This window comes from uncultured Mucilaginibacter sp. (assembly GCF_903913935.1).
Classification (GTDB): domain Bacteria; phylum Bacteroidota; class Bacteroidia; order Sphingobacteriales; family Sphingobacteriaceae; genus Mucilaginibacter.
Genome location: NZ_CAIWNH010000486.1, coordinates 1 through 13,246, shown reverse-complemented (window position 1 = coordinate 13,246; position 13,246 = coordinate 1). Strand labels below are relative to the sequence as shown.

Below are 13,246 nucleotides of genomic sequence, written 5' to 3'. Positions count from 1 at the left end.
GTGCCTGCGCTATATCATATTCCAGTTCCGGATCAATATTTGATTCTTCAACTTTCCGGGCCTTTTCCATTAGTTCTTCGTGATGATCTACCAGCCATTTGAGTTGCTTTTTGCCATAAGAGAAACGGGTGAATAGCACAAATAATACAGGAACAATAAATATTGAAATGGTAGATGAGGCGATCATACCACCCAACACCGCAATACCAATCGTATTTCTTGACTCTGCGCCGGCGCCCGTAGCAAAAACCAGCGGTAATACACCAAAAATGAAGGACATGGATGTCATAATGATCGGCCTGAAACGCAATCTTACCGCTTCGATGGTCGATTGTAGAAGTGGCTCGCCACGGTCAACGCGCAACTTGGCGAATTCAACGATCAGGATAGCGTTTTTAGCCGATAGGCCAATTAATGTTAAAAGTCCGATTTGGGCGTAGACATTGTTGGTGATTTCCTTACCTGTTATCAAGGGAAAAATGGTAAGGAAGACGATGGCGCCAAAAGCACTGATAGGCACCGCCAGCAATACTGAAAAAGGTACCGACCAGCTTTCATATAATGCCGCCAGGAAAAGGAAAACAAAAATGATAGAGAACAGAAAAATATAGATCGTGACATTGCCTGCCTTGATCTCCTCATAACTAAGGCCCGAAAACTCATAGGTGTAACCACGCGGCAAAGCTTTGGCCGCAATTGCCTTAAGGGCATCCAATGACTGGCCGCTGCTGTATCCCGGTGGAATAGAGCCATCTACTTCGGCAGACCGGAATATGTTAAAGTGGGATATGGAAGTTGCCGTTGCATCAGCCTTGTACGTTACCAATGTACTTAATGGCAGCATATGGCCGGCCTTATTCCGCACATAATACCTGTTTATATTGGTAATTAAAGCACGGTAGGCAGTGTCGGCTTCAATAACAGCGTGGTAAGTACGGTTGTATAATGTGAAGTTATTTACAAATAAACTACCCATAAAGGCCTGCATAGTGGAAAACACATCGGATATATTTACGCCAAGTTTTTCGCATTTTTCGCGGTCAACGGTAACCGTAAAGCTTGGTGTATGCGCCGTAAACGAACTGAATGCAGTTGAAGTAGCGGACGTTTTTTTGGCGATAGCGACAAATTTTTGGACATTTTTTTCAAATGCGTGAATGTCATCCGTCGAGTTTCCCTGTTCTATTTGCATAGAGAAGCCGGCCGCAATCCCAATGCCTCTTATAGGTGGTGGCTGGATGGCCACAACATTAGCATTTTTTATCCCTGCTTTTGCTACCCTCTTCCTGATATTATCCATTATACCCTGTACTTTTTTATCCGGAGTGGTCCTATCGTCCCAGGGGGTTAACATGCAAAACATGGTGCCGCTGTTGTTACCGCCGCCACCAAGTATATTAAAGCCCGATGAACCCACAAAATGCAGTATCCCCGGGGTTGAGCCAACTATCTTCATCAGCTTTTCCAGAACTTTTACGGATTGGGTAGTTGATGAGGCATCGGCCATTTGATAAGTAACAAACAAGCGTCCGCCATCCTCCGAAGGCACAAAGCCGGATGGCTTTTGTTTAAAAAGAATTAAAGCAGACACGCATATGGCTACCAGTACAAATACCATGAGTGCAGAGTTTTTTATACTTCTTTTAACGCCATTGGCGTAATTGCCGTTAAGCTTATCAAACATGCGGTTGAATCGCTCAAAGAAAATCCGGTCGAACCAGGCAAAAAACCTGTCAAGCCAGTTTGTGCTCTGTGCAGCGTGGTGCGACGGCTTTAGCAATAATGTACAAAGTGCCGGGGTTAGTGATAGCGCGATAAATGCCGAAAAAATTACTGATATAGCGATAGTAATAGCAAATTGCTGGTAGAGCCGGCCAACTATGCCGGGAATAAACCCGACAGGAACGAATACTGAGGCCAAAATAAGCGCAATAGCAATTACCGGCGCCGATATTTCCTTCATGGCTTGGTAAGTTGCTTCTTTTGGCGACATATGCTGTTCATCGATATAATGCTGTACCGCCTCTACCACAATGATGGCATCATCCACCACTATCCCGATCGCCAGCACGAACCCGAACATAGTGAGCGTGTTGATGGTGAAACCCAGGGGGATGAAAAAACAAAAAGTAGATAAAATAGACACCGGAATAGCCAATATCGGTATGATGGTAGCGCGCCAGCTTTGAAGGAAGAGGAACACAACCATTGCAACCAAAATTAGCGCCTTAATCAGTGTTCCAATCACCTCCTGCATGGATACCTGGATGATGGTAACCGATTCAAAAGGGACAACGTATTGAACATCAGGAGGAAATGATTTTTTTAGTTCAGCGAGTTTTGCATAAACATTACCGGCCGTTTGCAGGGCATTGCTTCCCGGCGATTGAAAGATCATTAACAATGAGCAACGGTTACCATCAACAAAGGAACCTCCTGAGTAGGTGAACTTGGCAAGTTCAACACGGCCAATGTCTTTCAAATAGATCATTTTATCTGTTCCGGGCACGTTTCTTACGATCAGTTTTTCATACTGTTCGGGTTTACTGAGCATGCTGTTCACAATAATTCCGGTTTCAAAGGCCTGGTTCGGGTTTTGGGGCGGTGCGCCTACTGAGCCGGCAGCAACGTAAACGTTTTGGCCGCTAAGCGCCGCGGTTACGTCCGATGGCATTAAATTATAGGAAGCCATTTTATCCGGATTAAGCCAGATCCGCATAGCAAACTGATCCGTACGCGCCTGTACATCACCCACACCAGGAACCCTTAATATAGCATCCTGAATAAAAGTATTGGTATAGTTATCAAGGAAGGTAATATTATGTGTCTTTTTTGGCGAGTAGATAGCTACGAGCATCAATTGGTCTGGATTGCTGGCGCGCACGGTGGCACCCAGTTTACTTACTACGGATGGCAAAAGCGGCGCTGCGATCCCAACACGGTTTTGCACATTAAGTGCGGCAATTTGTGGGTTGGTTCCAACATTAAAAGTTACCCGCAGGTTCATGCCTCCGCTATTACTGCTGGAGCTTTGCATATATTCCATACCAGGGGTTCCGTTTACTTGCTCCTCGATAGGGATAGCCGTAGTTTGCTCAACTGTTTGGGCATCTGCGCCTGTATAACTAGCGTTTACGCTCACGCTGGGGGGCGAAATGTTGGGATATTGGTCAACAGCCAGGTTAAAAATGCATATCACGCCGGATATCATCAAAACAAGGGAAATGACGATAGCGGTTACCGGGCGTTTTATAAAAGTATTGGCGATCATTTTTTTTAAGTATAAAGTCCTTAGTCTAAAGTCCTTAGTCTAAAGTTCTGAGTCTAAAGTCAAAATGTTGAGTGAGCAGCTTTAATTATTCTACTCTACTCCTGACTCAAGACTTTCGACTTAAGACTCAAGACTTACTCAAGTCACGTGATTTCTGCAATTCAAACTCCAGTTCCGGGTCTATATTCTGTGCTTCAACTTTTTTTGCTTTTTCCATCAGTTCATGGTGATGTGCCTTAAGGTAATCTAATTTCTCCTTACCATATGCCCAGCGGGTAATAAGAACAAATAGTACCGGTACAACGAAAATAGCTATGGTAGAAGCCGCAGTCATGCCCCCCAGTACGGTAAGGCCTATTGTACGCCGGGCTACAGCACCAGCGCCTGTTGCAAATACCAACGGCAGCACACCCAGTATGAAGGCCAGGGATGTCATGATGATAGGGCGCAAACGAAGGCTCACTGCCTCCAGTGTAGATGCAAGAAGGTCCTCGCCCCGATCTACCCGGACCTTGGCAAATTCAACGATAAGGATGGCGTTTTTTGCTGCGAGGCCTATCAATGTGATTAAACCGATCTGCGCGTAAACGTTGTCGGTAAGGGAGGGTACCAGTTCCAATGCTAAAATTGCACCGAAAGCACCAATCGGGACCGCAAGCAATACCGAAAACGGAACCGACCAGCTTTCATAAAGCGCGGCCAGGAACAGGAATACAAACGTAATGGAAAATGCAAAAATATACATGGTTACTGAACCGGCCTTCAATTCTTCGTAGCTTAAACCTGAAAATTCATAGGTATAACCTTGTGGCAGTTGTTTGCTGGCCAACTTCTGCAAGGCAGCAATTGCATCAGTTGAACTTACTCCCGGTGGCGAAGACCCGTCGATCTCCGCAGAACGGAAAATATTAAAGTGTGATATCAGCGGGGCCGCTTCTACAGGCTTAAAACTGATGACGGCGCCCAAAGGCACCATTTTACCGCCGGAGTTTCGCACGTAGTACTTCTCCATATCCGTGATTAGCGCCCGGTAAACAGTATCCGCCTGGACCACCACGTGGAAAGTGCGGTTATAGGTGGTGAAATCATTGATATACAAACTGCCGGTAAATGCCTCGATAGTGGTAAAAACGTCCGATATGCTTACCCCCAGTTTTTCACATTTTTCCCGGTCAACGGTAAGTCTCATGTTGGGAGTGTGGGCAGTGTAAAAAGTAAATGCCTTTGTAATCGCCGGGTTTTTATTAGCCGAATCAACAAAACGGTTAACTACATGCTCAAAGTCCTGCAGGTTATCGTTGGTACTCCGCTGTTCTATCTGCATGCTAAAACCTACAGTTGAACCAACACCCGGAAGGGGCGAAGGTTGTATTACTTCAACGGAAGCATTTGTAACGCCGGCATCGGCAATCCGTTGTTGCATTACCTTAATAATGCCTGGTACCTGCTGGTCATCGCCTGATCGTTCGTCCCAGGGTTTCAGTTGAACGTAGATAGTGCCGTTGTTGGAATTAGTAGCATTAGTTACAACATTAAGGCCTGATAGCGCAGCATAATGCCCGACACCAGGTGTGCTTGCAACTACTTTCATCAATTTGGACATTATATTTACCGACTGGGCTGTGGATGATGCCGGGGGAAGCTGGTAGGTTACATACAAATTGCCGTCGTCTTCCGAAGGAATAAATCCCGTGGGTTTGGACTGAAACAGAAAGTAAGCACCTGCGCATACACAAATCAATAGGATAACAATATACCTGGCCCCCTTAATACTACGGCGTACACCTTCAGTATACTTTGCAGTTACAAGGTCAAACCATTCATTGAATTTTGTAAACCATTTGGTGAGGCCTTTATTCTTTTTGGCTGGATCTGTAGGTTTTAGCAGCAGAGTACAAAGCGCCGGTGTTAGCGAAAGCGCGATAAAAGCCGATATAATTACTGAAATAGCAATGGTAATGGCAAATTGTTGGTACAGCCTGCCTACAATGCCCGGAATAAATCCAACAGGTACGAACACCGCCGCAAGGATCAGTGCGATGGCCACTACCGGGGCCGAAATGTCTTTCATCGCCCGGTAAGTAGCCTCTTTGGGTGACATCTTATCATGGTCGATATAATGCTGCACTGCTTCCACCACGATGATGGCATCATCCACCACTATTCCAATAGCCAGCACAAAGCCAAACATGGTTAAGGTGTTGATAGTGAACCCAAGCGGTATAAAAAAGCAAAATGTGCCAAAAATTGATACAGGTATCGCAAGAATGGGGATGAGGGTAGATCTTAATGTTTGAAGGAAAAGGAACACGACGATAGCTACCAGGCCAAGGGTCATCAATAAAGTCCTGACCACATCCGTCATCGAAACTTTTACAACAGTTACCGCTTCAAACGGAACGCTGTAGGCTACATCTGTCGGGAAAGTTTGTTTCAACTTGGCAAGTTCGGCATAAACTCCGTTGGCTGTTTGCAGCGCATTGCTGCCCGGCGCCTGGTAGATCTGGAGGTACGATGCCCGGTGCCCGTCAACATATGAGTTGCTCGAAAAAGTAAATTTCCCTAATTCTACACGGGCAACATCCTTCAGGTAAACAAGTTCGCCTGTTTGGGGATTGTTTTTTATAATGATGTTTTGAAACTCGGGAACTGTACTTAAACGTCCGTTTACCAAAATACCCAGTTCATAAGTTTGCGTTGGCGCTTGCGGCGGCACGCCAGCCGTTCCTGCAGCTACCTGTACGTTTTGAGCGGTAAGTGCGGTGATGATGTCTTGCGGCTCAATACTGTAAGCAGCCATCTTTTGCGGGTTCATCCACACACGCATACTAAAGTCGTCGGTAAAACGGCTTATCGTGCCTACTCCAGGTACCCTCAGCAAGGCATCCTGGATAAAAATATTGGTATAGTTATCCAGGAACGTAATGTTATGTGTGTCTTTTGGTGCGTAAATAGCTACCATCATCAGCATGCTGGGGTTGACTGCGCGTACAGTAAGGCCTAACCTGCTGGCCGCTGATGGCAATAACGGCGTTGCAATACTCACCCGGTTTTGCACATCGAGTGCCGCAACGTCAATCGGCGTGCCTATTTTAAAAGTTACATTTAGCTGCATCGCACCATTATTGGTGCTGTTGCTTTGCATGTATTCCATACCGGGCGTACCATTTACCTGTTCTTCAATAGGCGTCGCCATAGTTTGTTCCACGGTTTGGGCATCGGCGCCTATAAACTGGCCATTCACTTGAACCACTGGTGGAGTAATATCAGGATATTGGTCGATCGGCAGCAATAAAATGCTAACGGTACCGGTAATTACCAACACAATAGAAATTACTATTGCAGTTACGGGCCGCTTTATAAAGATATTCGCTATCATTCTTTATTTATGTCTTTAGGTTTAGAACCAGGAGTCTAGAGCCAGGATGAAAGCGTTTTGTTTTCATGTTTACCAGCGACTGTTTCAGTACCTTGTTTCCTTACCTTATTTCTTATCAGTTCTACCCTTTGTATTGATCCTTGGCTCTTGATTCCTGGCTCTACTATTAATGTCCGCCTTTGCCGGGGCCTACCTTATTTGCGGTTGTAATGCGGACACCATCATGCAATGATTGCAACCCGTCAACTATTATTTTGTCGCCGGCCTTTATGCCGCTTTTAACAATAATATCAGCCCCTATTACCTGCCCGGTTTGCACCTTTTTTTGCATAGCAATCAGTTTTGGTTTGTTGGCACCGGCAGCTTCTTTTTTATCCATTTTTTTAAGGCTGTCTGAGGTGATTTTTATCAACGTATCTTTTGCTATATATACAAAGTACTCGCCCATCTGCTCTACTACGGCCTTGTTTGGTACTACCAGTTGTGGCCCCGCCTCCTGATTATGCACCCGTACCACGCAACTCATGCCAGCCCTTAAATAAAAATCGGGGTTGTCAAAAACAAGCCTTACGCGTATTGTTCCGGTTTGTGGGTCAACGGCCCGGTCAATAATTGCAAGTTTACCCAAATGCCCGTATAGCGAATTATCGGGCATTAATAGGGTAAAAAGAGAGTCAACGTTTGTTTTTTCATGCTGCAGTTTCTCGAAAAAAGGCAGATTTTTCTCGTTGATAATGAAATCAACCGCCATTGGGTTATCTTGCGAAAGCGTGTCAAGTGTAGTTACTGATGGAGTTACCACTTCGCCCAGCCTAACCTGACTAATACCAATGGTCCCTGTAAACGGCGCATAAACAGTTGCATAGGTCAAATTCGTTTTGGCTGTTTTTACCTGCTGTTCAGAAGCTTTTACGGTGCTTTTTGCCTGTTCAAGGGTAACAACGGCATGGTCATACAGCTGTTTGGCCACTGCATTGTACTTATTCAGGTAAGTATAACGGTCGGCGTCTTGCTGGGCCTGTACCAAACCGCTTTTTGTTACCTCTAAATTAGCTACAGCCTGGTCATAAGCCGCCTTATACAACCGCTCGTCAATCTCATATAGTTTTTGCCCTTTTGTTACCTTAGTGCCTTCGGTGAAAAAGATGCCGGTAACGGCGCCCGATACCTGGGGTAGTAAATTTACCTGGTTAAGCGCACGGGTAGTTGCCGGTATTTTCTCGTAATACAATACTGTCCTTGGTTTTATTAATAGTAAATTAACCGGTACCTCCGGGTTAGGCGGCGCCTGCTTTTTTGTGCATGCTGCAACTACCAGGCAGCTTAAAAAAATGGAACTTATAAGTACTCTGTTCATATAGAGGCTGTGTGATTTTTGTACAATTAGTATGAAATATTTCCCATGGCTTTTTCCAGGTCAATTTTATTTGATAATACCTGGAACAGGGCATTTAAATAATTTATTTCTGAATTTATGAGGTTAGTTTCTGCGGTGATCACATTTAAGTAAGGAATGATACCTTGCCGGTATTGCAGTGATACTACGAAATAAACCCGCCTTGCAAGATCGACGTTCTTTTGCAATATCTGTAAATTGTAATAGTTGCCTTTATAATTGGCCAGCGCAGTGGTATACTGTACGTTGATCTGTGATTTCAGATCTGTTTGCTGCCAGTCAAGTACCTGTTCCTGCAACCTGGCTTTATGTAAATTATTAAGCCGGTTAAAGCCGGTAAAAATCGGGATGCTTAACGAAATACCCACCAATGAACTTGGGTACGAAGTAGAAAAAAGATCGGAAAAGTGATTGTTTTCGTAAGCCAGGTTATAATTATAAAATGCCGAAACAGTTGGCAGGAATGAATAACAGTAATAATTTACCTGCTGATCCAATAAACTTTTATTGGTACCCAATAATTGAAATTCAATACGTTTTTCAAACTGAAGCTGTTCTGTCGTATCAACGTAAATGCTTTTCATCATTTCAAGCGTGTCAAAAACTACGTTAAATTGTTTATCAGTTGGATACCCTATTAACTGTTTTAATGTGGCATATTGCGGCACCACGTTTTCATTGGCCTGTTTTAATTGTGCCCTGGTATTATTAAGAGTGATCTCGGCCTGTTCGTAATCCGTTTCGTCAACTATACCGCCTTTATACTGCAGATAGGCATCCCTGAAACTTTTTCCAAACTGTGCAGTATCTTCCTTTAAAACGTTTATTTGTTCAAGTGTGAGCAGTAAAGTGTAAAAGGATTTGCTTACCGCCGAGACAAGGTATATTTTTGTGCTATCGCTTTGTTGCTGCGCCTGTTTGGCATATAAAGGCGCGCTTTTAAAGGCATACAAAAGGCTTGGATTAAATACAGACTGCGTAACCGCTAGCCCCGGCACAAAACTATAATTGTGACCCGACGCTGAGTTTGTCCCGGTGGTAGCAGAGCCCGTTGTGCTTGTACCTGCCTGAGATTGCTGTAAATAATGTACCAGATCGCCCGATGCACTTATTTGCGGCAGTGCAGTTGATAAATTGATCAGGTTGGTTGTTTGGGCAATGTTGATATTGATTTTTGAAATGTTTACAGCAGGCTGGTGTTGTTTGCCATATTCAATACATTGCTGCAGTGTCAAATATTCTCCTGCTTTGTTGGATCCGGTATCTTTAACAGTTACCGGCATCAGCAAGCTCACCTTGCCGGTATCCGGCACAATTTCGGGCACCGTTACGCTTTTTGTTTTCGAATTTTGTGCAGCAGCAAGAAAAGTTGAGCAAATCAAAAAGGTATTAACCCATAAAATACGGGTTTTTGCCGGGCTAAAAAATATATTCTGCATTTTTAAACGCTATGATTTGCTTTTTAATATTGGATATGTAATAATTGTCGTTCTGGAAATATATAATATACAGGCAATTTCATTAATATGAATAAACACTAATATGTTTTGTAAAAATGTGAAAAACATATGGCCCTTAGGGTAACAATTTTGTTAATTAATTGCTTATGAATGATTAACAGTAAAAATGTTACGCAGCCAGAACGATTGCCCAAATTGGTTTTTGATGTTTGATAGGGATCTTGAAACCAGGTTAGTGTTTTTCAATATATGGAAAATACATCACCAAATATTAAAGGGTGAAAATATTTAAACGGCAATGTGGTTCCCCTGGCGGGGGTCATCTGGCAATATTTCCATTTGAGGGAAATCGATGTATTCAGCATACCACCGGATGGCACTTACTACGTCCAAAGCATCTTCGGCCATTATACCAATAGTTTCAAATGCATATAACTTTTTGCCTGCATATCCATAAAGCTGGATTTCGTTGCTGTCCGGATCGAATTGTTCATTATCGAGGCAAAATACCCGGATCTTTAAATGGGTATCCCTTGAGTGAATTACATCTCTGCAGGCATTATTCGGATCGGTTGCCAATAAATAAACATTGAAATCCATAAGCCTATAACAACATTATTGCTGGATAGTTTACACTATTATTGGTTTAGCCTAATGCAATTTTGATGAACAGTGAAAATACCAAGTCCTGCTTATTGGGGGTGAGTTTTCAATCAAATTGGGCTGTTTTGCAGCAACCATTTTCGCCATCTGTGTAAATTTTACCAGTTATTTGAGAAACGATTTCCACAATTCACACCCCGATAAACAGGGTGACAAATCTATTAAAGCTAACACCGTTTGATTTTTTGTTGGTATCTTCTTTGAATCAGCAATTGAGCCCACCCAACGGGTTGTTTTTCATAGGTAGATGTAGGGCCAAAAAACTGCGAGAGTATTTTTGGCCCTTATTTATACCGGCAGCTATTTATTTAACACCATGTGATTTAATCATGTAGGTGTAATTTCCTCGTAAAGTAAAAATATTACATCGGTAGAGTTCTAAAATTAAATAGTTTTGCAAAAAAGGATCATATGGGAACGGTAAATATTCCGAGGCTTGATTTAAACCATTTTGTAAATGGTGGCGATAACCAGCGCAAACTATTTTCGGATGCGATCGGTAAAGCATTTAACGAAACAGGATTTGTTACTGTTACCAATCACGGTTTAGATAAAAACCTGATCGACAAATTATATGCGGATGTCAAAACACTGTTTGCCCTCCCTGACGCTGTAAAGGCTAAATATGAGATTCCTGGTTTGGCCGGGCAACGCGGCTACACGGGTAAACAAAAAGAAACCGCCAAAGGGTTTACTGCACCCGATCTGAAGGAATTCTGGCAAATTGGCCAAACGGTTACCGATGATGATGTTATTAAAGGAGAATACCCCGAAAATATCAGGGTTGATGAGGTGCCGGATTTCAATGATACAACACTCGAAGTTTATAAAAAACTGGAATGGGCGGGCATTCATCTGTTAAGGGCAATATCAGTTTACCTGGGGTTAGCTGAAAGTTACTTTGACGACCATGTACATAACGGGAACTCCATATTGCGCACGCTGCACTATTTCCCGATCACTGATCCGGATAGGTTGCCTCAAGACGCTGTAAGAGCCGGCGCCCATGAAGATATTAACCTGATCACCCTGCTGATAGGTGCAAGCGCGGATGGGCTCGAACTGCTAACCCGCGATAACAAATGGTTCCCGGTTAAAGCCCATGGTGAAGACCTTGTGGTAAACGTTGGCGATATGCTGCAGCGCCTAACCAATAACAAATTAAAATCAACCACGCACCGGGTGGTAAATCCGCCGGGGGAGTTAATGAAATTTTCGCGTTTTTCGGTGCCGTTTTTTCTTCACCCAAAAGCGGGAATGGACCTCAGTTGTTTACTGTCATGTATTGACGCAACTCATCCAAAACAATATGACGATATTACAGCAGGCGAATACCTGGATGAACGCCTGAGAGAAATAGGACTGATGAAATGAGGTGAATGGATGAAGGTAAAATGCAAAAGTGGGAGATTTCCCTGCTAAAGATGTTTTTTACCTTTAACCTTTCGCCTTTAACCTTTCACCTTAAAAATGTAAGTTTGCGCACATGAATCAAGACTTGTTTGTTTACAACACCTTAACACGCAAAAAAGAAAAATTTATACCGCTTAACCCGCCGCATGTAGGGATATATGTTTGCGGCCCTACTGTTTATAGTGATGCGCACCTCGGCAATAGCCGTACCTATATCTCATTCGATCTGATTTTCAGGTACCTTAGCCATTTGGGCTATAAAGTGCGCTACGTACGCAATATTACCGATGCAGGCCACCTGGAGGGCGATGCCGGTGATGAAGGAGAAGATAAAATATCAAAAAAAGCAAAGCTGGCTCAGTTGGAGCCCATGGAGATTGTACAAAAGTATACCGTTGGGTTTCATGATGTGATGAAAGCTTTTAATATACTGCCGCCAAGTATTGAACCGACTGCTACAGGCCATATTATTGAACAGATTGAACTGGTAAAAGTTATCCTGGCAAAAGGTTATGCTTACGAGGTAGATGGATCTGTTTATTTCGATGTTGAAAAATATAACCAGACCAAAGATTATGGTGTTTTGAGTGGCAGGAACCTGGAAGATATGATGAACAATACCCGCACCTTAGGCGGCCAGGACGAAAAACGTGGCAAACTTGATTTTGCCCTATGGATAAAAGCAAAACCTGAGCACCTGATGAAATGGCCCTCACCATGGGGTGTTGGTTTTCCCGGGTGGCATTTGGAATGTTCGGCCATGAGCAACAAATACCTCGGCGAGCATTTTGATATACATGGGGGAGGGATCGACCTGGTGCCAACCCATCATACCAACGAGATAGCCCAGAATATGGCCGCCTGCGGTAAGAACCCTGCAACCTACTGGATACATACCAATATGCTGACAGTAAATGGTCAAAAAATGTCCAAATCATTGGGGAATAGCTTTTTACCATATGAGCTTTTTAGCGGTAACAACGCCATTTTAAATAAAGGGTACAGCCCCATGACGGTAAGGTTTTTTATGCTCCAGGCCAATTACCGCAGTACGCTTGATTTTGGTAACGAAGCGATGGAAGCCTCGGAAAAAGGCTTTAAACGGTTAATGAATGCATTAACTTTAATAGATGGCTTAAAGGCATCAGCCGCAACAGAAATTGAGATACAGCCATTGATCGACCGCTGCTATGCTGCCATGAACGATGACTTTAACAGCCCGGTGCTGATTGCGGAGCTTTTTGAGGCAAGCCGGATAATTAATTCGGTGCACGATGGTAAAATGAAAATAGATGCTGTAAATCTTGAGCTTTTGAAAAACACGATGACTATTTTTGTGTTTGATATCCTGGGGTTAAAAAATGAACAGGCCGCCAATGACGACTTACCGAAAGTTTTAGATTTTATTGTAAATTTAAGGAATGAAGCAAAAATCAACCATGATTACGCCGCTTCCGATAAAATAAGAAATGGGTTGCAGGAAATTGGTTTTCAGTTGAAAGATAACAAAGATGGTACAAACTGGAGTAAAATTTAATTGATATCAATACGTTACGGTAGTTGATTATATTGAGCTAAGCCGGTTTGTTTTTGAATGTTAAAAAACGATAAATTATTACAATAACCGCTGTTCGGCGAGGCTTCGTCCATTAAATGTTTTAAAT

General features: G+C 43.3%; 7 protein-coding genes. 2 read left to right on the top strand and 5 right to left on the bottom strand.

Annotated features, from left to right (window positions below; genetic code table 11):
• The 5 genes from QZY09_RS19740 to QZY09_RS19720 form a co-directional block, all read right to left on the bottom strand.
• Window positions 1–3,271: efflux RND transporter permease subunit (locus tag QZY09_RS19740; RefSeq protein WP_295675206.1), on the bottom strand; the 3,271-nt coding region annotated here is incomplete at its 3' end.
• Window positions 3,272–3,398: 127 nt separating this feature from the next.
• Entirely contained in the window at window positions 3,399–6,650 is a 3,252-nt protein-coding gene (locus QZY09_RS19735) for an efflux RND transporter permease subunit (protein WP_295675203.1), read from the bottom strand.
• Between the two features lie 166 nt (window positions 6,651–6,816).
• Window positions 6,817–8,007: an efflux RND transporter periplasmic adaptor subunit gene (locus tag QZY09_RS19730; RefSeq protein ID WP_295675200.1), complete on the bottom strand. Its 1,191-nt coding sequence runs from the start codon at window positions 8,005–8,007 to the stop codon at window positions 6,817–6,819.
• A 26-nt stretch (window positions 8,008–8,033) separates the two neighbouring features.
• Window positions 8,034–9,485 carry a TolC family protein gene (locus tag QZY09_RS19725; RefSeq protein WP_295675197.1) on the bottom strand — a complete coding sequence of 484 codons (1,452 nt, stop codon included), beginning with the start codon at window positions 9,483–9,485 and terminating at the stop codon, window positions 8,034–8,036.
• A gap of 309 nt (window positions 9,486–9,794) precedes the next feature.
• A complete protein-coding gene (locus QZY09_RS19720; protein WP_295675194.1) occupies window positions 9,795–10,106 on the bottom strand; it encodes a hypothetical protein in 312 nt (103 codons plus the stop codon).
• A gap of 474 nt (window positions 10,107–10,580) precedes the next feature.
• Here QZY09_RS19720 and QZY09_RS19715 point away from each other — a divergent pair, with 474 nt between their 5' ends.
• Both QZY09_RS19715 and cysS read left to right on the top strand, forming a co-directional pair.
• Window positions 10,581–11,543 carry a 2-oxoglutarate and iron-dependent oxygenase domain-containing protein gene (locus QZY09_RS19715; RefSeq protein ID WP_295675191.1) on the top strand — a complete coding sequence of 321 codons (963 nt, stop codon included), beginning with the start codon at window positions 10,581–10,583 and terminating at the stop codon, window positions 11,541–11,543.
• Window positions 11,544–11,655: 112 nt separating this feature from the next.
• The gene (gene cysS, locus QZY09_RS19710; protein ID WP_295675187.1) at window positions 11,656–13,119 is read left to right on the top strand and encodes a cysteine--tRNA ligase; all 1,464 of its coding nucleotides are present in this window, start codon (window positions 11,656–11,658) and stop codon (window positions 13,117–13,119) included.
• The last annotated feature ends 127 nt before the right edge of the window (window positions 13,120–13,246 follow it).